The sequence below is a fragment of the Glutamicibacter sp. FBE19 genome (assembly GCF_015524875.1).
Classification (GTDB): domain Bacteria; phylum Actinomycetota; class Actinomycetes; order Actinomycetales; family Micrococcaceae; genus Glutamicibacter; species Glutamicibacter halophytocola.
In genome coordinates, this window is record NZ_JACKQN010000001.1 from 752,323 (window position 1) to 779,180 (window position 26,858).

Consider the following 26,858-nt stretch of genomic DNA (forward strand, 5'->3'; position numbering starts at 1 on the left):
CTATTTCGATAGTTTAGCCGGCGATGGTGGCAGTGAAATCCGTTTCCTGGAATTCAAATCCCGCCTTGTCCAGAACCTCGCTGGTGACCTTTCGCCCGGTCAATGCGACGCGCGCATTGGAACCCATGACGGCCGCGCCGATCTTGGGCAGTACCGAGCCGGTGGGCAGCCCCGGCAGGCCGGCGACTGAACGCAGTGCAGCCATGACCTGCGCATTGCGCAAGGGCACAGGGCTGGTTCCATGAACCAAGCCGGCGGGAATCTGAGGCGATTCAAATCCGAGCATGCAACGAATCAGGCGCAGCCAATCCTGCAAGCCGATCCAGCTGAACCACTGCTGGCCATTGCCCATGGGGCCGCCCAGGCCGGTATTGACCAGCATGTTCAGCGGACCGAGCAAGGGGGCATCCGGGTGCATGACCAGGGAGGTGCGCAGGATGTAGCGTTGGGCGGCGTTCACCTCGGCCTCGTTGAAGGCTTGCTCCCAGGCCGAGGCGACGCCGGTCATTTCCGGCAGCGCACGGTGGTCGGTAGGAATCGGGCTGGACTCGGTCAGCTCGGCTTCACCGGCATCGCCAAAGATCGCAGTGGTGCTCGACTGGATCCAGGTGGCCAGCGTTGGCGCTGCCGCTGCGGCCTGCGCCAAGGTCTGTGTGGAGGTCACGCGTGAATCGGTGAGGGCCGCAATATTCTGCGGGGTATTGCGCTTGTCCACACGCTCGCCAGCCAAGTTGATCAGATGAACCGGGTGATCGCTGTGCAGCACGCCGGTCCATGGCCCTTGGTGCACGCCATCCCAGATGAATTGCTCGGCCGGGAAGTCGGTCTCGGCTTTGCGGGTGAGGACCGCCACCGACAATCCCCGGCATACAAGGTCGGCGGCGAGGTTGCGGCCAAGGAATCCGCGGCCGCCGGAAATGACGATCTGGGCATCGCGCTTGCGGTGCGCGGTCGGAGCCACGATCTTGTACAGGCGTGCTGCGGCAACAGCGAAGTCCTTGCACAGGGCATTGGCCACGGTGAATTTGAAGGCTGCGGTGCCCGGGCCGGAGAGGCGAACGGTGAAGTGCACCAGGCAGCCGTTTTCATGCTCGTCAACCTGCCAGCGCAAGGACATTTCGCCTGCCGGTTGCGGCTGGGTGAACTCGACCATTCGAGTTTGATGGTTGCGCCGGGTGATGCTTCCGGACGGTGCGGTGCTCCGGTGCAGGGGGCCAAACAGCTTGCCAGGCGGCAGGAGATCTACCTTGGTGCCAACTCCGCGCTGGTCGTCATGGACGACAAAGCCGTCGAAGCTTTTCATCCACAGGCCGGTTTGGGACAGGTTGCCGACGATGGAGTAGACGGCTTTGGGATCTGCGGCCAGGAACTGGGTTTCGGTGCGCTGCCAGTGGGTGAATTTATTCTGGGTGCTCATCGTGAAAGTTCCTTCCAGCTCGGGACATCGGGCATAGCTCAAGGCTACTGCGCCCGGGACGGTTATGCAGGTGCGACATCAAGGCCTGCGGGGTATGAAAAAAGCTTCCCGCAGCTGCTCACCATTATGGTTTGCAGCTGCGGGAAGCTTGATCAGTGGATTCCTAGGCGGTGACCTTCGAACCGACTTCCTTTTCCATCTCGGTGAATTCCGCATCGATGGTCGGGTTTGGCCGGAAGGTGGCTCGGGAGACCAGCCAGGCGACCAGCAGGGCAACGATGAAACCAGGAACGATTTCATACATGGCCGAGGACAGCGGCTTGATATTTCCCCAAATGAAGACCACTACTGCACCGGAAACCATGCCGGCGAATCCGCCAACAGCAGTCAGCTTGCGCCAGTACAGCGACAACAGGACGATCGGGCCGAAGGCGGCACCGAAGCCTGCCCAAGCAAATGAAACCAGCTTTAGAATGGACGATCCGGGGTCCAAGGCCAGAACTGCGGCAATGATAGCCACGAGCAGCACGCCGGAGCGACCAAGGTTGACCAGTGCCTTCGGCGAAGCCTTGCGGCCGGTGATGTTGTACAGGTCTTCTACCAGTGCCGAAGAGCAAACGATCAGCTGCGATGACATGGTGGACATGATCGCTGCCAAAACAGCGGCGAGCACCAGGCCGGCAATCAACGGGTGGAAGAAGGTCTGGCTCAGCAGCAAGAAGACGGTTTCGCTGCTGGACTTGTCCAGCGGCTTCTCGGCGAAGTACGCGACTCCAATGAAAGCGGTAAGGATGGCGCCCAAGGTAGTCAGGAACATCCAGCCAATGCCGATGCGGCGGGCAGTTTTTGCCTCGCCTGGGGTGCGCAAGGCCATGAAGCGCACGATGATGTGCGGCTGGCCGAAGTAGCCCAGGCCCCACGCGGCGGTGGAGAAGATGGCGACTGCCGCCAGGATCGCGCTGTTGTCATTGAACGACGAGAACAGGTTGAACGCATCCGGGTTCAAGGAGGTGATCTTGGTGCCGATATCCCCGATGTTGCCCATGTTGATCACGGCAACAATTGGGACAGAGATCAGGGCAAGGAACATCAGGACACCCTGGACCATGTCGGTTAGCGAAGCGCCGAGGAAGCCGCCAAAGAGGGTGTAGAGCAAGGTAATGACAGCGACGAAGAACATGCCCGAGAGGTAGGGCCAGCCGAAGGATGCGTCGAAGAACTTGCCGGCTGCCACCATGCCCGAAGAGACATAGAACGTGAAGAACACCAGAATGATCACGGCAGAACCGATGCGCAGCAGGTGCGCATTGTCCTTCAGCCGCTTCTCGAAGAAGCTGGGAATGGTGATCGCGTTCTCGGAGATGGCGGTGTAGGAACGTAGTCGCGGAGCGACATACTTCCAGTTCAGCCAAGCACCGATGAGCAGGCCGATGGCGATCCATGCCTCGTGCAGGCCGCCCAGGTAGATGGCGCCGGGAAGGCCCATGAGCAGCCAGCCGGACATGTCGGAGGCGCCGGCAGAGAGCGCGGCAACCCAGGGTTTCAGGCCGCGGTCGGCCAGCATGTAGTCGTCGATATTGTTGGTTCGGCGATACGCCACATAGCCGATGCCAAGCATGGCGGCCATGTAGATCGCAATCGCAATCAGCTGGAAAGTCTGGTCGGACATAGTTCCTCATTACCGTTGCTGTCCCGGATCGCTGGGGTGATCCGGGACGCGGATTCTAGTGGTGCGAGTCACCACTATGACACGAATTGCGCAGTTTGTCGCAAGTGCCGAAATTTTCGGGATGGTTTGTTTTCCTAATCGACCGTATCGAAGTCTTTGGGTGTAGCCAAAATTACGGAGTCGTCTGCGTCACTCATTCCCGGCTGCGCGTGCAGCATGTTGCGCACCGCCTGAATCCCCGGTGACTTGGTCGAAGAATGCCGCATTGCGGTGAAGATGGTGCGCGCCGGGGTGCCGGGCAAATCGACGGTGCGCAAGGCGCTGTGGTTCGAGCGCAGCACCAGATCCGGGAGCATCGCCACGGCATTTCCGGTCTGGACCAGTTCCACGTGGGCCTGGAGATCGGCGGTTTCGTAGCGCAGGTCCGGTTCGAAGCCCGCCAGCCGGCAGGCCTGCAGGGCCCAATGCCGGCTGGCGGCCCCATCTGGTTCCACCACCCAGGGCAAGGTGGCGGCATGTTCCAGCAGGGTGACCCGGTCGAAATCCTCATTGCCTGCCGCTCCACGCGCCGGTAGGGCCAGGCGGATGGGATCGTGGGTGAGCATGCGGCGGTCAAGGCTGGCGTAGTGCGGGGCCGAATGGCCGGAGTATTGTTCGGCAACGACCAGGTCAAAGCTGCGGCTGCTCGTTTCCTGCAGCGCGTCGGCCGGTTCCTGCTGGCTCATTTCCACCCGGAGTTCCGGGTATTTTTCGCGCAGTTCCCGCAAGACCGGCGGCATCAGGGCGAGCATTGCGGTCTGGAAGACGGCCAGCCTCACGGTGCCGGCAACCGTGGACATGGTGCCAGCCAAATCCGCTTCGGCCTGTTCCATGGCTTCGAGCAGGGTTTCGGTGTGGGCGACCAGCAGCTGGGCCTGGGCGGTGAGTTTCAGGGTGCGCCCGGTGCGGCGCAGCAAGGGCACCCCGGCTTCTGCCTCCAGCTGGCTCAGCTGCTGGGAAACCGAGGAAGGTGAGTACCTCAGCGAGTCGGCAACTTCGGCAATGGTTCCGCGGATGCTGAGCTCTCGGAGCAGCCGCAATCGTCGCAATTCAAGCACCGGTTTTCCGCCGTTCCTGTGGGTTGGATGTGATGCGTCTCAATACATTAGCAAACCCGAACAAATATCTTCGGTTTTGTTCGCTTTTGCTTAACGCAAGTTGGGGTCATACTCGAATTTGCACACAGCTTTTTTCCGCGGGGATCACCGCGCAGAAAGCCACAACGACATTAGCGTTCGGTGCCGAACCCAGACTGAACAACTTTGCATCGAAGGGACCAATAAGTGTCTTCAATCTCCACCCAGCACACCGTGCCGGCAGCAGTTGATGCTGCGGGCAACCCGCTTACCTCTCCGGCAGATGTCGCCGAAGATGTCATCGCGTTGGTGCGCCGCTGGCTCACCGAGGCGTCCAGCTATCCTGTTGATGCCGCGGCAGCCCGACTGGCCGGTGTGCTCAAGGATCCCAACGGCTTGGACTTCACCGTGGGATTTGTTGACGGAGTCATCCGTCCCGAAGACCTGCGCGTTGCCGCTGCCAACCTCAAGCAGCTGGCCCCGAAGGTTCCAAGCTTCCTTCCGTGGTACATGCGCAAGGCTGTGGGCCTCGGCGGCGTCATGGCACCGGTTCTGCCACAGGTTGTCGTCCCGATCGCGCGCAAGGTCTTGCGCGAGATGGTGGGCCACCTGATCATCGATGCCTCCGAAGCGAAGCTCGGCGGCGCGATCAAGAAGATCAAGCGCGAAGGCGTCAACCTGAACGTCAACCTCCTGGGCGAAGCCATCCTCGGCGAGGGCGAAGCCGCCCGCCGCCTGGAAGGCACCACCACGCTGCTGGCCCGCGACGACGTGGACTACGTCTCCATCAAGGTGTCCTCTACCGTGGCCCCGCACAACCACTGGGCATTCGACGAAGCCGTGGAGCACATTGTCGAGAAGCTCAGCCCGCTCTACGAGCTGGCCGCACGCAGCCCCAAGAAGAAGTTCATCAACCTGGACATGGAAGAGTACAAGGACCTGGAGTTGACCATTGCGGTCTTCACCCAGATCCTCTCCAAGCCCGAGTTCAAGGATTTGCCGGCCGGCATTGTGCTGCAGGCCTACCTTCCTGACGCGCTGTCCGCCATGATCGAATTGCAGGAATTCACCGCAGCCCGCGTGGCCGACGGCGGCGCGCCGATCAAGGTCCGCGTGGTCAAGGGCGCAAACCTGCCAATGGAGACCATGGAAGCCGACATCCACGGCTGGCCGCTGGCTACCTGGCACACTAAGCAGGACTCGGACACCAGCTACAAGTCCGTGCTGGAATATGCCCTGCGCCCCGAGCATGTGAAGAACGTGCGCATCGGCGTCGCCGGACACAACCTCTTCGACGTGGCGCTGGCCTGGCTGCTGGCCAAGGCCCGCAACGTCACCGGCGGCATCGAATTCGAAATGCTCCTGGGCATGGCCACCGGCCAGGCCGAAGCAGTGCGCCGCGAAGTCGGCTCGCTATTGCTGTACACCCCAGTGGTGCACCCGCAGGAATTCGATGTGGCTATCGCCTACCTGATCCGCCGCCTGGAAGAAGGCGCCAGCCAGGACAACTTCATGTCCGCTGTCTTCGAGCTGTCCAAGAACGAGCAGCTCTTCGAACGCGAGAAGAACCGCTTCCTCGCTTCCCTCGAAGCACTGACCAACAAGGTCCCTGCCCCGCACCGCATCCAGAACCGCCAGGTCCAGGATCCGGAGCTCGCGGCGCGCATTGAGGGATTCGCCGATGGCTCCACGGAATTCTTCAACACCCCGGACACCGACCCGGACCTGATGCAGAACCGCACCTGGGGACGCGAGATCCTGGCCAAGATGGAAGCATCGCCCCTGGGCAAGGACCTGGTGAAGGCCAACACCATCAACGCCGCCGGCGAACTGGATGAAGCCATCGCCATGGGCGTGGATGCTTCCCAGGCGTGGCAGGCAATGGGCTCGGCGCAGCGCGCCGAGATCCTGCACCGTGCCGGACTGCTCTTTGAAGAACGCCGTGCCACCCTCCTGGAAGTCCTGGGTTCCGAATGCGGAAAGACCATCGACCAGGGCGACGTGGAAATTTCAGAAGCCATCGACTTCGCCCACTACTACTCGAAGCTGGGCCGCGAGCTCGATGAGGTCGACGGCGCAAAGTACGTGCCATCGAAGCTGACCGTGGTCACCCCGCCATGGAACTTCCCGATGGCCATCCCGGCCGGTTCCACCCTCTCGGCTTTGGCCGCAGGCTCGGCCGTGATCATCAAGCCGGCCACCCAGGCTGCTCGCGTCGGATCGGTCATGGTGCAGTGCCTCTGGGATGCAGGCGTTCCCAAGGATGTTCTGCAGCTGGTCTTCGTGGGCGATCGCACCCTGGGCCAGCAGCTGGTCTCCGATGAGCGTGTTGACCGGTTGATCCTCACCGGTGGCTACGAAACCGCTGAGCTCTTCCGCTCCTTCCGCAAGGACCTGCCGCTGCTGGCCGAGACGTCGGGCAAGAACGCCATCATCGTCACCCCGCACGCCGACCTTGATCTGGCAGCCCGTGACGTGGTGCAGTCAGCCTTCGGCCACGCCGGCCAGAAGTGCTCGGCCGCCTCGCTGGTCGTCCTGGTGGGCACGGTGGCCGACTCGCGCCGCTTCAACAACCAGCTGATCGATGCGGTGAAGTCGCTGAAGGTCGGCTACCCATGGAATCCCGAATCCCAGATGGGCCCATTGATTGGCGAGCCAGGCGAAAAGCTCAAGCGCGGCTTGACCACCCTGGGCGAGGGCGAGCGCTGGGCCATCGAGCCGAAGCAGCTCGACGATTCGGGCAAGCTCTACTCGCCAGGCGTGCGCTACGGCGTGCAGCGTGGCAGCGAGTACCACAAGACCGAATACTTCGGTCCGATCCTGGGCGTGATGACAGCTGCGACGCTGGAAGAAGCAGTAGAGATCGTCAACGAGGTGGACTACGGATTGACCTCGGGCCTGCACTCGCTGGACCGTGGCGAAATGGCCTACTGGCTGGATAACATCCAGGCTGGCAACGTCTACGTCAACCGCGGCATCACCGGCGCGATCGTTCAGCGCCAGCCATTTGGCGGCTGGAAGAAGTCGGCCATTGGCGCCGGCACCAAGGCCGGCGGCCCGAACTACCTGATTGGCATGGGCAGCTGGGTTGATGCGCCGGTCAAGGACACCGCAGCCCTGTCTCGTTTCGACGAGCGGTTGCTGGGTGCAGCGCAGCTTGATGAATCGCGGGCGCAGTGGCTGGCCTCGGCCCTGGGCAGCGACAAGTTCTGGTGGAACACCGAGTTCAACCAGGCCAAGGACCGTTCGGGACTGGTCTCGGAGCGCAACGTCTTCCGCTACTGCTCGGTGGATGTCACTGTCCGCTTCGAGCAGGAGACCAGTGGCCATGGCTTGGCTGAGGCCTTGCGCGTGGTGGCTGCCGGTGTGACCGCTGGTTCGCGTGTCCGCTTGTCCCTGGATGCTGAACTTCCACGTGAACTTCGCACCTTGCTGGCCGAGAACTCGGTTACCGTGGTCCGCGAAAGCGCCGACCAGTTCGCAGCCCACGCAGCCAAGCTTGCTGCGAAGACCGGCCCGGACTCGGCCGCTCGCATCCGCTTGATTGGCGGATCGGTGAAGGCCGTCGCCGAAGCCACCGATGGCAAGCCGGATGTTGCCATCTACGCTTCGCCGGTGACCGCTGCCGGGCGTGTGGAGTTGCTGCCGTTCCTGCACGAGCAGGCAGTGTCCATCACCGCCCACCGCTTTGGTACTCCTAACCACCTGAGCGACGGACTGGTCTAGCCTCCATCTAAAGCTGATGCAGCCAGCATTCCTTATATAAGGAATGCTGGCTGCATTTGTGTTCTCTGGGGGAACTAGTTCTTGGATTTCTTGTATTTGCGGATCAGGAAGTCTGCCATAGCGGATAAAAGCGCAGGAATAACGTAGCGGCCCAATGTTGCCAGGACAAAGGCAGGCAGCGAGCCGTGCTCCGAGGCAATGGCGGCCTGAGCAACAAAACCCATGCCGATGGCCGAAACAAAGCCGGTGATCCACCCGGCGAGTGAACGCGAACGCAACACAAGCCAGCCGGCCAAGGACATGACCGGCAGCAGCAGGCCCCAGACCATGAAGTAGCCGGAGTACTGGCCGGTGAAGTCCAGTGCCGACACCATGAACCAGTCGCCATATTCGACGGAATCAATCACCGGCAGTTTCAGCACGACGTCCAGGATCTGCGCGAGCAGTACCAAGGCCATGGCAAAGATCTTGGTGTCCCTGCGTCCGGGCAGGAACCACAGGCTGGCGATAGCGAGGCAGCGGGTGGCCCACAGCGCCACGATGATCAGCAGGCTTCCGCCGGTGATGTAATGGGCGGTTGCCAACATGGTCGAGCCCGCGATGCAGACGATCAAAAGCAGCCATACGCCGATCAACCGGGCGGGCAATTGCAAGAGGGGTTTTTCTTCGCTCACTGGGCCAAGTCTAGTAATGCTCGCTGTGCGCGGACTTGGTCGAGCATTCTCGTCCATTCAAGAGCGCTCAAAATCGACTGCTAGATAGAATGGAGCATGGCTCGCACATTTACATTGGTACAACTTCGTTATTTCATTGAGATCGCCAGACTTGAAAATATGCGTGCTGCTGCTACCTCGTTGAACGTATCGCAATCGACTCTTTCATCTGCTTTGAGTCAGCTGGAGCATGACCTTGGAGCGCAGCTGTTTCTTCGGCTGCCTAATCGCGCACTAAAACTTTCGGAAGATGGCAAACGACTAGTTGCAGGCGCACGGATCCTTCTCGAAGATGCTGAGACTCTTCAAACATCGTTAAGCGGTCATGATGACCAGCTCAGTGGAAAGCTGCGGGTTGGCATTTTTGCGCCGCTGGCCCCTTTCATTGCGCCCAGGCTATTGGGTAACTTCAGAGTACGGTACCCCAAAATCGAACTTCAGTTTGTCGAGGGCGAACAGCAGCAAGTACTTGAGGCGTTGGGGAAGGGCGAATGTGAAATTGCCTTGATGTATGACCTGGGTGTGGGGGCCGAATTTTCGATGGAGTCGGTAGACCGCTTGGGAGCACACATTATTGTCGGGGAGAACCATCGCTTAGCTGAACGCAAAAAACCAATTTCGTTATCGGAGCTGGTCGAAGAGCCACTTGTATTACTCGACCAGGTCCATTCGCGAGAGTACTTCTTGAAGCTCTTTTCCTCTTTGGATCTGGAACCGAACGTTGCGTATTGGGTTTCCGGATACGAAACAGTGAGATCTTATGTAGCCATGGGGTTGGGGTATTCCATTCTTAACAGGCGGATGCCTCACAACCTGACCTATACCGGCTCGGCGGTTGTGCCCTTATCAATAGCAGAGCCCGTGATCCCGATTTCGGTGGTTGTGGCGCATGTCAAAGAGGTGCCCATGACGCGGAAAGCCAGGGTTTTTGCTGAGCTTGCCCGAGAAATTTTGAACGACGGATGATTTCTAATCGTTTTTATCGATCAATCTAATAAGAGATTTGCGTTGGACGGATAAGCGCCTGGTCGCAGAAAGTGGACTACTAAGAGAACGGACTAAACGTCCTATCCTTCCCTGAGTAGCACCTTCCTGAAGTGTTCACGTCGCTAATTCCGAAGTAAGGCAATCTCATGACTTTGAGTAAGACCGAATCGAAAGCCGTAACGCCTTCACACGAGAGGAAAATGAAGCGTCGAGTTCTCGCTGGCGGTAGCGTCGGTCAGTTCATCGAGTTTTATGACTTCACGCTGTATGGTTTGTCAGCTGTAACGCTGTCGTCTCTATTTTTCCCTTCGCAGAATACGCTGGCCGGTTTGCTGGCAACCTTCGCGACTTTTGGTGTCGCTTTCTTTATCCGTCCACTGGGCGGACTCTTTTTCGGGGTGCTCGGCGATAAAGTCGGCCGTCGCAAAGTCCTATTCATTACTCTACTGACGATTGGCCTGGCAACATTCAGCATTGGTCTGCTCCCGACCTATGCACAGATCGGTGTCTTCGCGCCGGTATTGCTGGTGCTTTGCAGGCTCATTCAAGGCTTTTCCGCAGGAGGTGAATCCGTCGGCGCGCCTGCATTCGTATTTGAACATGCACCGGTCAATCGCAGGGGTTTCTGGCTCAACATCACCTTGGCAGCGACCGCGTTGCCGTCTGTCGTTGGAGGAACTCTGATCCTAGTCCTGTCCACCACAATGGAGCCGGAGCATTTTCAGGCATATGGATGGCGAATCCCTTTCTTACTAGCTTTGCCGCTTGCACTTTTCGGATTGTGGATTAGGGCGAAGACCGAAGAATCCGAAGCATTCCAAGAAGTCCTCAAGAAAAATGAGCACAAGGAATACAGTCCTTTGCAGCAAACCTTCGCAGAAAATAAGCTGCGCATGTTGCAAGTTATTTTCGTGATGGCACTGACGGCTATGGGCTTCTATTTTCTCTCTGGTTACTTCGTCTCCTACGTACAAGTCACTGGAAACCTAAGCCTGGAGAAGTCCCTGGCCGCGAACGCGTTGGCCATGGCTAGCTACGCTGTCCTATTGCCGATCGGTGGTCGGCTTGGGGATCGATTCGGACGCAAACCCATGCTGATTGCAGGAGCAGCTTCGTTGCTAGTTCTTAGTGTTCCTTGCTTCATGCTGGTAACCAGCGGTTCGCTCGGACTGGCAATTCTGGGACAACTAATCTTTGTTGTTCCAATGTGTGTGTACGGTGGTGGCTGCTACACCTTCTTCGTTGAAATTTTCACCACGAAAACGCGTTACACCTCCTCGGCCATTAGCTACAACGTCGCTTATGCCATTTTTGGCGGCACTGCACCTTTCGTTGGGACATGGCTGGTATCCGCCACCGGTATTTCGATGTTCCCGGGCTTCTATATGGCCGCAGCTGCCTTGGTCGTTTTGTGTCTGCTGCTCTTTACTCCAGTTCCGGAAACTCATCCATTGCATGGCGCCAACGAGGCAATGAAAGCAACAAACTAATTTTCACGCCGTTTAGTTTCCCGGAAAGGAAATGACCTTGAATCAAGAATTTCTCACTGACTTCCACCACGTTGCAGAATTCGGGGCAACGGTTCGTAATGGAGTTGATCGCCAGGCCGCAACTCCAGAGGACAAGTTGAGCCGAGACTGGTTTGCCGAGTTTGCGAAAAATCAGGGCTGGGAAATTCGCGTCGACCATATAGGCAATATGTTCGCATTGATCGAGACCAGGCCTGGTGCACCATACGTTCTTCTCGGGTCTCATTTGGATTCGCAACCATTGGGTGGACGCTATGACGGTGCATACGGGGTCATCGCTGGACTGCATGCAGCTAAGAACATCAAACACCGGTTGGATGCAGAAGGGGTGGTTCCAGAATTCAATTTGGGTGTCGTGAACTGGTTCAACGAGGAAGGCGGACGCTTTGCCCCATCAATCATGGGTTCCTCAGTCTTCGTTGGATCAATGGATGAATCCGAAATGCTCAAAGTCGAAGACCTGGAAGGAATATCGGTAGCCCAAGCGTTGGAATCCATCGGCTATCTTGGCACGGACGCGCGGCCAGAAGTCGCCGGATACGCAGAAATACATATCGAACAGGGACGAATTCTCGAACGGGAACAAATCAATATTGGCGCCGTTGATTATTCATGGCATACGCAAAAGCTGGACATCGAAGTTCTGGGCGAGCAATCGCACACAGGAGCTACAGCGATGGCAGATCGGCATGATGCACTTGTTGCTGCCAGCAAGGTCGTACTTAAGGTGCACGATGTCGTGGAGAGTTTTCCTGAAGGAAGCATCGTGTCGTCTGTTGGCCGAATGACGCTAGAACCGAACTCCCCGATTGTTGTAGCTCGCAGAGTTCACTTAGTTGCAGATCTGAGAGCTGAAAACAAACATGATGTCCTTGAAGCCCGACGTATTCTGATCGACCAAATTGCCCGCATCGCAGAACAACACGAAATCAAGATTAACGTTGCAGACTTCGACGTTCGAGAAATTCAATACTATCCAGAGGAAGGCCTTGAACTTGTCGAAAAAGTGGCAGCAAATCTAGGAAAGAGCGTTCGTAGGATTCGAACCATGGCAGGCCATGATTCGGTGGCAATGAATCGTATCGTGCCCACTGTAATGTTGTTCATTCCTTCCATTGATGGCGTGAGTCATTGCGAGCGAGAATTTTCGACCGACGAAGACATGCTCCATGGGTTGGATGTCTTGGCTGACATCGGATGGGAGATGAGCTTGGGAGCTCTTAGGGAAAAAGACGTCCACGAACGCAGCACTGACGAATATGCGCAAGGCGTGAAAGCATGACTGACCGTCTTGCGTTCTTGACCGCGACTGAACAGCTACGTGCTTTCCGCGAGGGGACGTTGTCCCCGGCAGATGTACTCGGAGAGCAACTGGCAAATTGCGAAGCGGACAATGGTAGAGGTGATGGCGGCGTTAATGCTCTTACAGAAATTTTCTGGGATGAATCCAGAGCGCAAGCCAAAGCGGCAACAGACCGTTATGCAAGAGCGCGTTCAACCGGTGAGCTTGGCAGTTTGCCTCCATTGCTTGGGGTGAGTGTCGCGGCCAAAGAAAAGCACGCACTTAAAGGGAAGTCGCTGTCTTTGGGGCTGCTCGCTCACAAACGCGACGTTTCGGAGACAGATCATCCAATCATCGATCGTCTTCGAATCGCCGGAGCAATAATTCATGCTCGTAGTACCAGCCCCGAGTTTAGTTGTGCGACGGTCACTCACTCTCCGATGTGGGGCGTAACCCGAAACCCCTGGAATCTAGAAATGTCTCCGGGTGGATCATCCGGTGGAGCGGGAGCCTCATTGGCTGCTGGTTTCACTACCTTGGCAACAGCCTCGGACATTGCCGGATCTACTAGAATCCCGGCCGGATTTACTGGAACCGTTGGTTATAAGGCACCTTATGGCCGGATCCCTGGCGCAGGTGAGCTTGCATCTGACCGTTACCGTGGCGATGGCCCTATGGGCCGTTCAGTTGCCGACGTCTTGCTGATGGCCGCTGCGATCAGCGGAACACATCCAGCAGATGCAAATTCCTGGGGGTCTGCGGGGGAACTGATCAAGGTTGGCAATCTCCGAAACTCGCAGTTACGCATCGGAGTCAGCCGCAATTTGGGGGACTATCCAGTAACTGAGTCGGTGTTATCGTCCTTTGACCGACTGATCGAGTCCCTCAAAAAATCAGGATTCAATGTGGTTGAAGTTCAACTGCCATGGACCACCGACCAAATACGAGAAACAATATTCGCTCACTTCGGGCATATTCTTGCTCCGGCAATGGTTGAGGCAATTGGCGACTCCAACGAACCGCGGGCCGCGTACACAGATCAATTCATCAGGGATGCGCTGACACAGGCACAGTCTGTATCGATGTTGGATTCGTTGCGCAAAGATGCGACTCTGAACGCCCAACTGAGCGATGCGATGTCTGTGGTGGACGTTCTCCTTTGCCCAACGAACGCAGTTGACTATCTGTCCGCGACGGGGAACTACCTTAATGGAATTGAAGTGTCTGGCAGGAAATTGAGTCACTATTGGGAAGGGCACATGACCAGCCCATTCAACGTGTCCAATCACCGTCCCGTCTTGAGCATTCCATGTGGCATTGGACGAGACAATGTTCCAGTCGGAGTCCAAATCGTTGGTCAGCCGTGGGACGAGAAAACTGTCTTTGAGGCTGCACTGCTCTTGGAAAGCCTTATCGACTTCAGAATGAATATCGGATTCCCAGAACCGGTTGGCTAGGGATGGGGCATGCCTGTGGCGGAAGAGCTTCTTATCCTAGACTTCAAGCTTCAGGGCCTTGCGCAAGGTCAAGGAGCCGCCGGTATGCATGACTGCGCGGCGGTAGATCTTCTCCGCGAAGAGCAGCACTACCCAGCAGGTGGCCAAGAGGACGGCCAATGAAAGAATCGGCTCCCACAGCGCAACCTCGCCAGATAGCAGCCGGATAGGCATGGCCACGGATGAGGCGATGGGAACGTACGAGGCCGCAACCAGGAAGCCGTCCTTGGCATAGAGCCCGATGAACAGCACCGCGATGAGCACTGTCACCACCGGACCGCTGGATTGTTGCAGGTCTTCGGTTCTCGTTGCCAACGAGCCAAGCGCTGCCCAGGCCCCGGCCAAGACCAGGAAGCCGCCAAAGAAGAAGACAACAAACCATCCGGCAACCTGGGAAACAACGCCAAGGAACGGGATCTCGAGTGGGGAGAGGTAGGCAGCGAGCAGCCCAACACCCAGGAAGACCAGGAGCTGGATCATGGCGAGAATGACGTTGCCAATGATCTTGCCGGTGAGCAATTGGCGCAGTCGAATGGTGCTGGCGAGAATTTCCACCACGCGGTTCTGCTTCTCTTCGATGACCGAGTTGGCAATCGGCATGCCAAAGAGCAGCGCAGCCATGTAGAACAAGAAGGAGAAGAGGAAGCCCATGGCCTTGACCATTGAATTCCGGTCCGCGTCTCCCTGAAGCTGGGAGACGGCCAGCGCATCGGCAGCGGGCAAGCTCGTGGCGTCTAGGCCGGCTGAAGAGAGCACCCGATCCGTGAGCACGGTGTCGACTCCGTCAGCAACCAGTTGGCTCAGCTGCTCGTCAACTCCGTCATAGCCGGTGAGCGAATACTCTTGGGAGCCGTTGCTGCTGGAAAGCATCGCATCCAATTCGCCATCGGCGAGCTGCTGCCGCGCTTCTGGTTCAGTGGCCTTGGCAATGCTCAAGCGCATGTCGCCAGGCTTGTCCTTCTGGACCTGGTCTAGCACCTCATAGCTGGACTCATCGGTAGCGGCCACGGCAAATTCCGCAGTGCGGCTGCCAAGAATGCTGGAGACAACTATCGACCCAATGATCACCAGCAACGTGCCAATCGTGCTGATGATGAAGGCTTTGTCGCGTAGTTTCGTTTCAACTTCTCGCAGGGCGACGATCAGCCAAGCAGGGGTCGTGGTTTTCATCGGATGATCTCCCTGTAGATGTCGGCCAAGGAAGGGCGATAGATGGAGAACTCGTTCACCGTGCCGCGCTCCATGGCCTGGGACAGCACCCGTTGCGCCGTCGTTTCGGAATCGAAATTGACCAGCGCGTCCGGCCCGGAAATATCGATGACCGTGACACCTGGTTCATTGCGCAGCCAACCGGCATCCGATCCCAAGGACAACCGATGGCGCGACGCCTGGGAGGCCCGCAGGTCATCGGCTGAAGAGCTAGCGAGAATCCTGCCGTTCTGGATGATCACCAAGTGGTCAACCAGCACGTCAAGCAGATCCAGCTGGTGCGATGAGAAGAGCACGGGAACTCCTCGTGAAGCGTAATCCCGCAAGATCGAGCTCATCGCATCCACGGCGATGGGATCGAGCCCGCTAAAAGGCTCGTCAAGGATCAGGACATCGGGTTCGTGCAACAGCGAAGCGGCAACCTGCACCCGTTGCTGGTTGCCCAGCGAGAGCGACTCCAGTTTGGCTTTGGAACGCGACTCCAATCCGAATCGGGATAACAAGTCCATCGCCCGTGAACGAGCCGTGGATCGCGCCAAGCCGTGCAGCTGTCCCAGGTAGACCAGCTGGTCAATGACTGGCTGCTTGGGGTACAGCCCTCGTTCCTCGGGCATATATCCGAAATTCGGCCGGGTATCCGATGACAGCTCGACGCCATTGAGGCTGACGGTTCCTGAATTCGCGGCCAGCAACCCCATGATGATGCGCATGGTGGTGGTCTTGCCGGCACCATTGGCACCGACAAATCCGGTCAAAGCGCCCCCGGGCACCGTGAAGCTGACATCGTCGAGTACCTGGTGCTCCGAGAATGAGCGTGAGACGTTCTGCAACTCAAGCAAGTTTTCCTCCACCGAATAATATTTATACTCATCAGCCTAGGAAATGAGACCGGCTAAGTGATCAATCTGAAGGCTCAAACTATTGGATGAGTCCGGCACGATGGGCAAACAACACTCCCTGGACCCGATCGCGCAGGTGGAGCTTGGCCAGCAGATTGGAGAGATGGGTTTTGACTGTTGCTTCGGACAAAGCCAGTGAAGCGGCAATTTCCTGGTTGTTCTTGCCTTTGGCCAACTCGTGCAGCACCTGGAATTCCCGCTCCGTCAGGGTCTTGAGCTGCTCGGATTCCGGGCTTGCCTGCATGCCGGCGTGATCCAGGGCCTTGGACGTACGACGCTTGATGAGCTTCAGGGTGACTTCGGGGGAGAGCAGCCCGTTGCCGGCGGCCACTTGGTGAACCGCGGTGATCAACGTTTCTGGTTCGCTGTTTTTCAGCAGGAATCCACTGGCTCCGGCATCCATCGCGTCAAAGAGATAGTCGTCCCGGTTGAAAGTGGTCAGCACGATCACCTTGGTAGCGGTGTCGGCCACGATCTTTGCCGTGGCTTCGATGCCATCCATCTGAGGCATTTGGATGTCCATCAGTGCCAGCGTCGGGTTCAGCTTCTGGACCATTTCAATACCGGCAGAACCGTTATCGGCGGTGCCGACGACCTCAATGTGCTCATCTGTCTCCAGGATGAGTTTGAGAGAGGAAACGATCAGGGACTGATCATCGCAAATCACTACGGATATCTTGCTCATGGGACCGGTTTCGTTTCGGGATGCGTGAGAACACGTAGCCTGGCGCGCATGCGCCAACCGCGCGGAATACGGGGACCAATTTCCACCAGTCCATGATGCAAATTGGCCCGTTCGCGAATGCCTCGCAATCCGAATCCCGTGCCAGAGGAATCAGGACGTGGACGCCCGTCATCGGTGACCTCGACTTCTACCCATGCACCTTGTTCATCCAATCCTGAACGCAACGACAGTGTTGCGCGATGGGCGGTGGAATGGCGGCGGACATTGGCCAGGGCCTCACCGCTGATCCGGTAGAGAGCCAGTGATAGCCCTGCAGGCAAGCCATCGATGAAACCTGGCTGGTGCTCATCGCGCGAAAGGTTCACCGTCAGCCCGTGGAGTTTGCTGGCGGTAATCAGTTCGCCGAGGCGTGCCATCGAAGGTTCCGGGTTTCGTGTCCCGTCAGCGGATTCCGGGTGCAGCTCGGTGGTGTTGTTCTCGCGCAGCACCCCGAGCAGTGCGCGAGTTTCCTGCACGGCGCTGCGTGCCGAAGTCTCGATGCCGCGCATCAACTCCAAGGATTTATCCGGGTCCCGGTCATGAACCAAGCGGGCGGCCGACGCCTGCACGCCCACCGAGGCGATGTGATGGGCGATGACATCGTGGAGTTCGCGGGCTATGCGCAAGCGTTCCTCGTTGACGGCTCGATCTGCCAGCTGCTGTGCCTGGTCAGCGATTCGCTGGGCTTGTTCCTTGACGATCTCGCTGGAGTAGGCATTGGACCAGCTGATCAGTCCAAGGAAGATTGCGCCACCGAAATACATCAGGTTTACGAGGAAGCTATAGAGGGAATAGGCGACCTCCACCGGCAACAGCCCGGCAGGATCCTCCACCATTTTCATGCCGGTCGCCGCATAAAGATCCGAGGTGAATAATGAGACGACAATCCATACGGCCATGGCCAGAAGCACTACGGTCAGGGACGTCCACAGTGCTCGGCGATTCCTGGCCCAGGTCACTGCGGTATAAAGACCAAGGAAGTAGGCAAGCTGGGCGCAGAGCTGCATGGTCACCGTATAGGTTTCAGAGCCGCCGCTGGCCACGAAAGCGACGGAACCGATAAGCATCATTGGAATTGGCCAACGCCGCCGGAACATCAACGGCAGGATCAACGAGGCAAGGATCAAGAACGCGAGCGGACGCTGAACCGCATCCTCTTTTTCGGTCAGCGAAAGGACTAGTTCTTGCATCAGCAATGCCAAAAGCAGAAAAGCCAGTGCGAGGATTACGTCCCTGCGCAGTCCTTTTGGCTCAGGTGCAGGGCGCTCCCACTCTGCCGGCGGCAAGGAAGGTAGGCGCCGGTGAAGTACATCGGGAAGTCTGCGCATCAAGATCCTAGACGGAGTAAAACGGAGGCTAGCACTTTGACCATACCGCTTTGCCGCAGGGCAGGCATGGTCCGCAAGGCCTACGTCAAAGGTTTAAGCAGCGGCATGGGAGTTAGGCAGAAAAGTTACTGAGCGGTAATGTGATGGTATGCACATGATCTTCCGAATCCTCATGGTCTTCTTGAACAGCAGAAAATCCACCAGGCTCTCCATGTTTGATACCAGCTCGGTGAGCATGCGAGCGACCTTGACCGACATCGACTTCGCCGGCCATATTAATAACGGCATGTACTTTTCGATCTTCGATTTGGGCCGGTTTGATTTGATGTTCCGCTCCGGCGTCTGGGAGATCATGCGCAAAAACAAATGGACTCCGGTGGTCCAGACCGAGACCATCACCTTCCGCAAGTCAGTGCGCCTGGGAACCAGATTCTCGCAGGAAACTCGACTGCTGGGCCTGGATGACAAGTGCATCTACTTTGAACAGCGGATTGTGGTCGAGGGCGAAATCTACGCCCGGGCGTATATCGCCACCCGCATGACCTCCAAGCAGGGCGCGGTCTCCAACGAAGAAATCCTGGCCGCGGTGGGACTGCAAGTTCCTGAAGATCGCGTCGTGCCGGAATGGATTCACCAGTGGCGCGAGCAGGGCGCCCTGCCGGGCTCCCGCAAGCCTGCCCCGCACAACTGGATCCGCTAGAACCTAGGCGCCTTTAGCAGCATCAACGAACTGCGCAATCAGCGCAGGATCCTTGACACCCCGTGAGGATTCAACGCCCGAGGAGACATCAGCTCCCGTAGCCTCGGACAGCGTCAAGGCTTCGACGACGTTCTGCGGGGTCAGCCCGCCGGCTACCAGCCAGCGGCGACCGGCTGCCAATTCACGAACCGCGGCATAGTCCCAGCTCTTGCCGCTGCCGGGAACAGAAGCATCAATGAGCAAGAGGTCCTCGCCCCAATGGGCAAATTCCTCTGCGTTTGCATCGCGGCGGACTGCGCGGATGACCTTGAAGCCCGCAGCGTGGGCACGATTCACATCTTCGGCAGAACGCTGGCCATGCAGCTGGACCCACCCGACTCCAGCCTCCGTGGCGCGTTCGAGCACGGTCGGCAGATCCTCGGCATGGAACACGGCCACGGAGGCAACGCCTTCCGGAATCAAGGCCACCAGCTGCGCGGCGTGCTGCGGGGAAACCTCACGGGCACTGGCCGTCAGCACAAAGCCGATCGCATCGGCGCCGTGAGCCACGGCTACTTGCACATCCTCCGCGGTAGACAGCCCGCAGACTTTCACAAAAGGCGCGCGATGGCTCATGAAGCGCTCGATCCGCCGAGGTGGACCGGGGTATAGCCGCCAGGGGCATTGGCCCTGATGGCCACCAATTCACGAGCGTGATCCCACAGCCGCTGGTCCTCGGCACTGACCGGCACCCAAGGCTTAACAGGCACCGCGGTACCCGTCTCATCACGGGTCACCATCACTGTCAGGCAGTAGGTGGTCAGGTTCATTTCGCGAGTCTTCGGGTCGCCCGAGCGCACATGCACCGCAATGTGCATGCCCTTGTTGCCGGTGTAGACCAGCCGCGCTTCGACTTCCACCAGATGGCCGATGAGCAGCGGCCGGTAGAAACGAATGCCACCGGAGAAGACCGCAACGGTCTCCTGCTGGCAGTATCGCGCCGCGCACAGCTCCGCGGCCTCATCGATCCACTTCATCACCATGCCACCGTGCACCTTGCCGCCCCAGTTCACATCGGTCGGCGAAGCCATGAATCGCAGGGTCACGCGTTCAGCGGTGCCTTCATCGGTGTACTGCTGGTCCTTCATCGAGGCAACAATTTGTTCGCGGATATCGATGCGCGCCAAAGCGTTCTCGCGCAGTTCGATTTCCCGCGGCGTGCCAGGCATGAAGCCGGGAACCGGAGTTGGCTTGCCATCGTCGCCGACGGCAACAAAAATCACCAGGCAGTTGCTGGATGCCACCGGGCGCAATTCACGAGGGTCTTGGAAGGACACCTCGGTATGGATATGCATGGAGCTGCTGCCGGTATAAACCACCGATGCGGTGACTTCCACCAGATCGCCCGAATGGATGGGGTCTGCAAAATGGATGTTGCCCACGTACGCGGTGACGCAATAGCTCGAAGACCAGCCGACGGCGGCCGCATAAGCAGCCTTGTCAACCCATTCAAGGACGGTGCCTGCAGGAACGATCCCGGTGACATCTACGTCGGTCGGGGCTGCGAGGAATCGCAGGGTGACGGAATGGGGGCGCTGTTTCAGCTCCGAAGTGCTCATGCATTCCAGTTTCGCCTACTTGGCTCGCCACCGGCAATGTGTGACAAGCACCCTGCGGGGCGCGACCGGATCTGTCCTAGGATAGTGGTGTGCGTAGGGTCTTTGGAATTTTTTCGGCAGCAACCGCAATTGTCGTGGCGCTCAGCCTCATTGCCGCCGCTGGAACCGCGGGACTCGTGGTCTTGCTGGGCCAGGGATTTGACCGGCTGCACACCGGCTCATCATTGGACGCCCAGTGGTATATCGGCGTGGCCGGTGAACTGCTGGCCTTGCTCGTCGCAACCTTCTTGATCCCCGTCGTGATCTCCCATGACAGCCAAGCCCTGACCAGTTATCACCGGTCCAAATTGCTCAAGCACTACCTCTCCATTGGGCCCTTGGCCGTACGCCGTGCTGGCGAAGGGGAGCTGGTGCACGCGGCCATGGATTCGGTGGAACGATCGGTGAAGTATCGTTCGAGTTTCATTGGGCCAGCCAGTGCCGCCGTGGCCACCCCGGTGTTGATCCTGATGTTCATCGCGTTTTTTGTTGACCCGCTCAGCGCGATACTCCTCGTGATTCCCACAGCCCTGGTTCCGGTGATCGTACTTGGTTTTCAACGTCGCTTCGGTTCAGCCAACGGACAATACCGCAGGGCCCAAGGCATCCTCTCAGCCACCTTCCTGGATGCGCTGCGCTCCTTGAACATGCTCAAACTCAACGGTGGCAGTTCCTGGATGGGCAAGGCCATTAATACGGCCACCGAGCAGGTGCGCCAGCATGTTATGAAATTGCTGGCCCGCAACCAGCTGATCCTCCTGGTCATTGATTCCAGTTTTGCCGTGCTGTTATTGGCCAGCGCCTCGTTGCTGGCGTGGTGGCGTGCGGGCAGCGGGGCCATACCGCCGGGATCTGCCATAGCACTCGTCATCCTGAGCTACCTGATGCTGGCTCCGGTGAACTATGTAGGCAGCTTCTTCTACATCGGGATGACCGGGAAAGCGGCGGAGAAAAAGCTGGCCGAAATTGAAGACATTTCGATGCATCCGTCCATGGCCAACCCGCTGCGGGTGAACCTCGCTGGCAACGGATTATTCATTGAACACCTGTGCGCCAGCTATAGCGGCAGCGATCTTGCCTTGGACGACATCAATCTGCAATTCCCCGCAGGTTCCCGCACAGCTGTCATTGGGGCGTCGGGCAGCGGCAAGAGCACTTTGATCCGCGTGCTCCAAGGGCAACTCGAATCCACCTCGGGGATAATCCATGATGGGCGCCAGCCCATGGGACCAGCCACTCTCAAGGCCAACAGCGCCGTCGTTGAACAACAGGCCACGCTCTTTGGCGTGACCCTGCGCGAAAACCTGCAACTGGCAGCCCCGGCCGCCACGGACAGCCAGCTGCTCGCTGCCATCAAGCAGGTGGGAATGGAAACCTGGCTCGCAGCACAACCGCAGGGCCTCGACCAGCAGCTTGGCGAGGGTGGCGCCCGGCTCTCTGGAGGGCAAGCCCAGCGCCTGTCCCTGGCCCGCGCATTGCTGGCCGACCGGCCGATTCTGCTGCTTGATGAACCCACCAGCGCACTGGACGTGCACAGCGAAGCCGGCATCATCCAGACCTTGCGTGAACTGGACCCATCCACCACGATCATCACCGTCACCCATCGTTTGGGATTGCTGGCCGATTATGACCACGTGGTGGTCATGGACCACGGACGAGTGCTTCAAGCAGGCCCGCGCCAGGAGCTCCTTGGGCAAGAAGGCTACCTCAAGGACGCCATGCAGAATCTGAACCTGCGCACCGCGCGGCTGCGATCCAGCGGTCTGAATCCACTCGAGGAGGGGCAAGCATGAACAGCGAAAAGAAGCACACTGCTGCCACTATCTTCTGGCTGATTGGAACCACCAAAGATCTGCTGGCGCCGCTCGCGCTGGCCAGCATCCTCTCCTGCCTGACACGGCTGATTTCCTTGGGCATCTATGTCCTGGCTGGCGCTGGGCTGGTCAAAGTCCTCGACTTGCAGGGCATCGCGGCGCTGCAGTCCCTGGGCTGGGGCCAGATGGCTGGACTCATCATTATTCTGGGTCTGGCCAAAGGCGTACTGCGCTATCTGGAACAATATGTCGGCCACAGGGTTGCATTCCTCTCCTTGGCACGTCTGCGCCGCCGAATATATGCGGCCTTCGAACACCAGGCGCCGTTTAGCGCGGCCACCAGGAATTCTGGAAGCCTCCTGGCCCGAGCCACGAGCGATATCGATAAAGTCGAAGTATTCTTTGCCCACACCCTGCCGCCCGCAGTGTCAGCGGTAGCGGTCAGCGTCTTGGCCACGTGGGCAACATGGACCCAATTCGGAGAGCAGCCAGCGCTGATTGTGCTTGGCGCATACCTGCTCATTGGCGTCATTATCCCCGCCTTGGGCGTGCGCGCCTTGCGCTCCGACGCAACTATCATCGCCGCGTCGCGCAGCGCGCAAAACCAGCTACTCGCCGAAGCCATGGCTGGTGTAGAAGTTCTCCACGGCTTCCACGCCGGCAACAAGACCATGCAGCGGCTACGCGACAGTACCAGTGAAGCGGGCACCGCTGCGCTGAGCACGGGGAAGATCACGGCACTGCGAGCTGCCCTGACTCAAATGATCATGTGGGGCACCCTGCTGGCGCTGTTCATTGTCCTTGGCACCCAGGGGCAATTGGGTGCGCTGGTCATTTTGTCTTGTGCCCTGGTCCCTTCATTCGAAGCAGTCCGAGCCGTAGATGGATTCATCCTCGGGTTGCAGGATTCACTGGCGGGCGCTCGCCGGCTGCACGACACAGCTACCCGCAAGCCAGCGGTCACCGGCCCTGCACGCCCCGAGCCGTTGCCGGAAACCGGAGAGCTTTTGATCCAGGGGCTCGGGATCAGCTACGGGTCGAGCAGCGTGGTGCAGGGCGTAGATCTGGCTTTGCACCCCGGAGAAGCCGTGGCTCTGGTTGGCGGCAGCGGTTCAGGAAAATCGTCAGTCGCCTCAGCGATGGTACGCGCGCTTGAATACACCGGCACCATCAGTTTTGGCGGTGTCGACATCACCGCGGCAAGCCTCGAAGACCTGCGCCGCAAGGTCATCCTCGTCTCCCAGGAGGCCCTGACCGTGCGCGGCACGGTGCGCGATAATTTGTTGCTGGGCATGGAAGGCATCAGCGATGGCCAACTGGTCGCCGTGCTTGAAGAGCTGGGCCTGGCGACGTGGCTAGCCCAGCAAAAGTCGGGTCTCGACACGCGTCTCGGTGACCGAGGCGCACGGGTATCGGGCGGGCAACGCCAGCGCTTGGCGCTAGCCCGCGCGCTGATTCGCGAACCAGCCGTCCTGATCCTGGATGAATCGACCAGCGCGCTGGATGCAGCCACCGAGCAATGCGTGCTGGAGGCGGTTGAACGCCGCCGCCAACAGGGAATGGCCGTGCTGATGATCAGCCACCGCCTCGCCACCGTCGGGCAGGCGCAGATGATCGTGGTCCTGTATGAAGGCGTTGTTGCCGAACGCGGCAATGCGTCCGAACTGTTGGCCCAAGCAGATTCGCTCTTCTCCCAAATGGCCATTCGCGAGGTGGATCGGATCCTGCCGGGCTAGATGCCTGACAAGTGCGCTGTTAGCTACTAGGCTCGCACCATGATGAGAATTGTGGTTCTGCTGTTCCTTGGCGTCCTCGCTACAGGGTTTGTCGTCACCGCGATCCTGGCCGGTGCTTCCGGCGGCTGGGTCTGGTGGATCCTGGTGGCCCTGACCGGCCTGCTGGTTCTGCTGGGGATCCATGACCTCGTGCAGAAAAAGCATGCAATCCTGCGCAACTTCCCGATTATCGGGCATGCACGGTATCTCTTTGAATTCATCCGCCCGGAAATCCAGCAGTACTTCATCGAGCGGAATACCGACGGCAAGCCTTTTGACCGCGACACCCGCTCCCTGGTGTATGCGCGAGCCAAAGGCGCCGACAGCCACAAGGCCTTTGGCACCGAGCGCAATGTGAATGCGGTTGGCCACGAGTACCTGTTGCATTCGGTTGCACCGGTGGCAGCGCCCTCCAACCAATTCCGGGTCAAGGTCGGCTCCAGCCAGTGCACCCACCCCTATGATATTTCGCTGATGAATATCTCCTCCATGAGCTTTGGCGCCTTGTCGGCCAACGCAGTTTTGGCGATGAACAAGGGCGCAGAAATGGGAGAGTTCGTTCACGAAACGGGTGAAGGCGGACTCACCAAATATCATCTGGAATACGGAGCAGACCTTTTCTGGGAAATCGGCTCGGGCTACTTCGGCTGCCGTACACCAGAGGGCCGATTCAACCCGGAGACCTTCGCCGCCAAGGCCAAGCACGAAAACGTCAAAGGCATCACCATCAAGCTGTCCCAGGGTGCCAAGCCGGGATTGGGCGGCGTGTTGCCAGCTGCCAAGGTCACCGCGGAAATTTCCGAGGCCCGGGATGTTCCCATGGGCGTGGACTGCATCTCGCCAGCCAGCCATGCGGAATTCTCCACCCCGCGCGAACTGATGCACTTTGTTGCACGGCTGCGCGAGCTCAGCGGCGGAAAACCAGTGGGAATCAAATTCTGCGTTGGTTCCCGAACCGACGTGATGGCCATCTGCAAAGGCATGCTGGAGACCGGGATTCTTGTTGACTTCATTACCGTAGACGGTGCTGAAGGCGGTACCGGAGCGGCGCCGCTGGAGTATGAAGACCATGTGGGTGCACCGCTGACCGAGGGATTGATGCTGGTGCACAATACCTTGGTGGGTGCCGGATTGCGCGATGAAATCCGGGTGGCCGCAGCCGGCAAGGTTGCCAATGGTTCCGACATCATCAAAAGGCTCATCCAGGGCGCGGATTTCACGTTCTCGGCACGGTCCATGATGATGGCCACCGGATGCATTCAAGCGCAGCAATGCCACACGAACCATTGCCCGGTCGGCGTCGCCACCCAGAACAAGCGCCTGATGCGTGCCTTGGATGTCGAGGACAAGGGGCACCGCGTCTACAACTACCACCGCTTGACGGTGACCGAATGCGCGCAAATCATGGCGTCCATGGGACTGAGCAGCCCCACCCAGCTGAATACGAGAATGCTCCGTCGACGCGTGAACCTGCAGTCCACCCGCTCCTACGCCACGCTCTTCCACTGGCTGCGCCCCGGCGAACTACTGGAGGACGCCCCAGGATCGTGGAAAGAGGATTGGGAGGAAGCCGATGCCGACCACTTCGGCGAGCACGCGCCACTGCACTTTGAAGTGCCCCAAGGTGTCGGCATCGAACCGGCCACGGTGCGCGAACCCCAAGATGCGGTCAGCGCACCACGCATCGAGCCCAAGGATTCTGCCAAGGTCCGCCCGGTGCATGCTGATGTCACCCGCCCCGAAGGCAAGCCCGGCGCCGATAGCTAGGCCTGCGGGCCTTCGGCCAGCAACCGCAATCCGTGGTGATCGACTTCGCTCATGAGGGCAGGCGACCAGCGCGGGTTGCGGTCCTTGTCGATCACCTGGGCACGGATGCCCTCGGCAAGATCGGGCTGATGCATCAGATGGCGGGCCATGCGCAATTCCCTCTCCAGCGCCGAGCGGAGGTCTTGCTCGGCACGTGCCTGGCGCACCGTGTAGAACGCCGAGCTCACGCTGGAGGGCGAGTTGGCCAAGAGCAATTGGGCTGCCTGCCGTGCTGCCGGGTGCACCATCTGCTCCAGCCGTTCGAGCACCTCTTGCGGGCTATCGGCGCTGAAGGCGTGATCCACCCAGCCCTGGCTCAGCTCCAAGGCATGGGATTCCGGAGCGCCATGCAGCACCTCGACGGCCGAGATGATTTCTGCGGCGGACAGCCCCACCAGCTCATCGAGCTCGTCCAGGATATTTTCCGCGAAGGAATCGGTGACCACGACATCAGCAAACCCGAGGTAGACCGCGTCGGCGCCGGTAAAGGAGGCTGCGCTCATGGCAAGGTATTCGCCAAAATGCCCGGGAGCGTTGGCCAGCAAATGGGTTCCACCCACATCGGGGGTATAACCGATTTTCGCTTCTGGCATGCCCATGGTGGCACTGGAGGTCGCCAGGCGCACCGGTGCATGGGAAGCCAGTCCCACACCGCCGCCCATGGTGATGCCGTGAGCCAAGCTGATCAGCGGTTTGGGATAGCTGGAGATCAGGTAATCCAGATCGAATTCCATGGCCAGCAGGTCGATGAATTCCTGATGGCGTCCGGTGGTGATGGCGCGATGGAAATCGGCAATATCCCCTCCTGCGCAGAAGGCCCGTTCGCCGCGACCGGTCAGCAGGACCAGGGAAATCGAGGAATCCTCGGCCCATGCAGCCAGCACGCGGGTCAATTCGGTGAGCATTTGCAGGGTCAGCGCGTTCAGCTTAGCCGGCCGATCCAGCTCGATGTGGCCGATGGGGCCATAGACGCGGGAAACGACATTCGTTGCCTTGCCGGCGGGCGCGCGACGAGATTCCACGGTTGACTCC

General features: G+C 59.0%; 20 protein-coding genes. 9 read left to right on the forward strand and 11 right to left on the reverse strand.

Annotated elements, in window-relative coordinates; translation table 11 throughout:
* Window positions 1-13 precede the first annotated feature (13 nt).
* The 3 genes from H6F58_RS03445 to H6F58_RS03455 all read right to left on the reverse strand — a co-directional run bounded on the left by H6F58_RS03445 (window position 14) and on the right by H6F58_RS03455 (window position 4,183).
* Window positions 14-1,417, reverse strand: a complete 1,404-nt coding sequence (locus H6F58_RS03445; protein ID WP_171918883.1) for an NAD-dependent epimerase/dehydratase family protein — start codon at window positions 1,415-1,417, stop codon at window positions 14-16.
* Between the two features lie 163 nt (window positions 1,418-1,580).
* Window positions 1,581-3,086, reverse strand: coding sequence for a sodium/proline symporter PutP (putP, locus tag H6F58_RS03450; protein ID WP_195181089.1), 1,506 nt, complete (start codon window positions 3,084-3,086; stop codon window positions 1,581-1,583).
* A 134-nt stretch (window positions 3,087-3,220) separates the two neighbouring features.
* Window positions 3,221-4,183, reverse strand: a complete 963-nt coding sequence (locus tag H6F58_RS03455; protein ID WP_146276149.1) for a LysR family transcriptional regulator — start codon at window positions 4,181-4,183, stop codon at window positions 3,221-3,223.
* 225 nt (window positions 4,184-4,408) lie between these two features.
* On the opposite strand from H6F58_RS03455, the gene H6F58_RS03460 reads away from it, so the two are divergent.
* Window positions 4,409-7,927, forward strand: a complete 3,519-nt coding sequence (locus tag H6F58_RS03460; protein ID WP_171918885.1) for a bifunctional proline dehydrogenase/L-glutamate gamma-semialdehyde dehydrogenase — start codon at window positions 4,409-4,411, stop codon at window positions 7,925-7,927.
* A gap of 74 nt (window positions 7,928-8,001) precedes the next feature.
* Here the strand turns inward: H6F58_RS03460 and H6F58_RS03465 are convergent, their stop codons facing one another.
* Window positions 8,002-8,601, reverse strand: coding sequence for a hypothetical protein (locus H6F58_RS03465; RefSeq protein WP_146276145.1), 600 nt, complete (start codon window positions 8,599-8,601; stop codon window positions 8,002-8,004).
* 96 nt (window positions 8,602-8,697) lie between these two features.
* Between H6F58_RS03465 and H6F58_RS03470 the strand changes: the two genes are divergently transcribed.
* The 4 genes from H6F58_RS03470 to H6F58_RS03485 all read left to right on the forward strand — a co-directional run bounded on the left by H6F58_RS03470 (window position 8,698) and on the right by H6F58_RS03485 (window position 13,895).
* Window positions 8,698-9,606: a LysR substrate-binding domain-containing protein gene (locus tag H6F58_RS03470; RefSeq protein ID WP_146276143.1), complete on the forward strand. Its 909-nt coding sequence runs from the start codon at window positions 8,698-8,700 to the stop codon at window positions 9,604-9,606.
* A 167-nt stretch (window positions 9,607-9,773) separates the two neighbouring features.
* Window positions 9,774-11,117, forward strand: coding sequence for an MFS transporter (locus H6F58_RS03475; RefSeq protein ID WP_244652232.1), 1,344 nt, complete (start codon window positions 9,774-9,776; stop codon window positions 11,115-11,117).
* Window positions 11,118-11,148: 31 nt separating this feature from the next.
* On the forward strand, window positions 11,149-12,438 hold the full coding sequence (locus H6F58_RS03480) for a M20 family metallo-hydrolase (protein WP_146276141.1): 1,290 nt from the start codon (window positions 11,149-11,151) through the stop codon (window positions 12,436-12,438).
* Complete coding sequence (locus tag H6F58_RS03485) at window positions 12,435-13,895, forward strand: amidase (protein ID WP_146276139.1); 1,461 nt, start codon at window positions 12,435-12,437, stop codon at window positions 13,893-13,895. Before H6F58_RS03480 ends, H6F58_RS03485 begins: the two co-directional genes overlap by 4 nt.
* Before the next feature lie 36 nt (window positions 13,896-13,931).
* Here the strand turns inward: H6F58_RS03485 and H6F58_RS03490 are convergent, their stop codons facing one another.
* The 4 genes from H6F58_RS03490 to H6F58_RS03505 all read right to left on the reverse strand — a co-directional run bounded on the left by H6F58_RS03490 (window position 13,932) and on the right by H6F58_RS03505 (window position 18,094).
* Window positions 13,932-15,104, reverse strand: a complete 1,173-nt coding sequence (locus H6F58_RS03490; protein ID WP_146276137.1) for an ABC transporter permease — start codon at window positions 15,102-15,104, stop codon at window positions 13,932-13,934.
* Window positions 15,101-15,982: an ATP-binding cassette domain-containing protein gene (locus H6F58_RS03495; RefSeq protein WP_171919563.1), complete on the reverse strand. Its 882-nt coding sequence runs from the start codon at window positions 15,980-15,982 to the stop codon at window positions 15,101-15,103. Before H6F58_RS03495 ends, H6F58_RS03490 begins: the two co-directional genes overlap by 4 nt.
* Window positions 15,983-16,061: 79 nt before the next feature.
* On the reverse strand, window positions 16,062-16,727 hold the full coding sequence (locus H6F58_RS03500) for a response regulator transcription factor (RefSeq protein WP_171919564.1): 666 nt from the start codon (window positions 16,725-16,727) through the stop codon (window positions 16,062-16,064).
* The gene (locus H6F58_RS03505) at window positions 16,724-18,094 is read right to left on the reverse strand and encodes a sensor histidine kinase (protein ID WP_171919565.1); all 1,371 of its coding nucleotides are present in this window, start codon (window positions 18,092-18,094) and stop codon (window positions 16,724-16,726) included. The genes H6F58_RS03500 and H6F58_RS03505 overlap by 4 nt, the downstream gene beginning before the upstream one ends.
* A 148-nt stretch (window positions 18,095-18,242) precedes the next feature.
* On the opposite strand from H6F58_RS03505, the gene H6F58_RS03510 reads away from it, so the two are divergent.
* Entirely contained in the window at window positions 18,243-18,794 is a 552-nt protein-coding gene (locus H6F58_RS03510) for an acyl-CoA thioesterase (protein ID WP_171919566.1), read from the forward strand.
* A gap of 3 nt (window positions 18,795-18,797) precedes the next feature.
* On the opposite strand, the gene H6F58_RS03515 is transcribed toward H6F58_RS03510, so the two are convergent.
* Together H6F58_RS03515 and H6F58_RS03520 are read right to left on the reverse strand one after the other, a co-directional pair.
* On the reverse strand, window positions 18,798-19,409 hold the full coding sequence (locus H6F58_RS03515; protein ID WP_146276131.1) for a phosphoribosylanthranilate isomerase: 612 nt from the start codon (window positions 19,407-19,409) through the stop codon (window positions 18,798-18,800).
* Window positions 19,406-20,392 (reverse strand): acyl-CoA thioesterase, encoded by a 987-nt coding sequence (locus tag H6F58_RS03520; protein WP_060702506.1) that lies wholly within the window; start codon window positions 20,390-20,392, stop codon window positions 19,406-19,408. Before H6F58_RS03520 ends, H6F58_RS03515 begins: the two co-directional genes overlap by 4 nt.
* 89 nt (window positions 20,393-20,481) lie before the next feature.
* On the opposite strand from H6F58_RS03520, the gene H6F58_RS18385 reads away from it, so the two are divergent.
* The 3 genes from H6F58_RS18385 to H6F58_RS03535 are packed head-to-tail and all read left to right on the forward strand — an operon-like array spanning window position 20,482 to window position 25,787.
* Window positions 20,482-22,224: an ATP-binding cassette domain-containing protein gene (locus H6F58_RS18385; protein WP_195181090.1), complete on the forward strand. Its 1,743-nt coding sequence runs from the start codon at window positions 20,482-20,484 to the stop codon at window positions 22,222-22,224.
* Window positions 22,221-23,981, forward strand: a complete 1,761-nt coding sequence (locus tag H6F58_RS03530; protein WP_146276127.1) for an ABC transporter ATP-binding protein — start codon at window positions 22,221-22,223, stop codon at window positions 23,979-23,981. The genes H6F58_RS18385 and H6F58_RS03530 overlap by 4 nt, the downstream gene beginning before the upstream one ends.
* Window positions 23,982-24,023: 42 nt before the next feature.
* A complete protein-coding gene (locus H6F58_RS03535) occupies window positions 24,024-25,787 on the forward strand; it encodes an FMN-binding glutamate synthase family protein (protein ID WP_206693450.1) in 1,764 nt (587 codons plus the stop codon).
* Here the strand turns inward: H6F58_RS03535 and H6F58_RS03540 are convergent.
* Entirely contained in the window at window positions 25,784-26,848 is a 1,065-nt protein-coding gene (locus H6F58_RS03540) for an enoyl-CoA hydratase/isomerase family protein (RefSeq protein ID WP_146276123.1), read from the reverse strand. The two genes, H6F58_RS03535 and H6F58_RS03540, sit on opposite strands and share 4 nt — an antisense overlap.
* Between the last annotated feature and the right edge of the window lie 10 nt (window positions 26,849-26,858).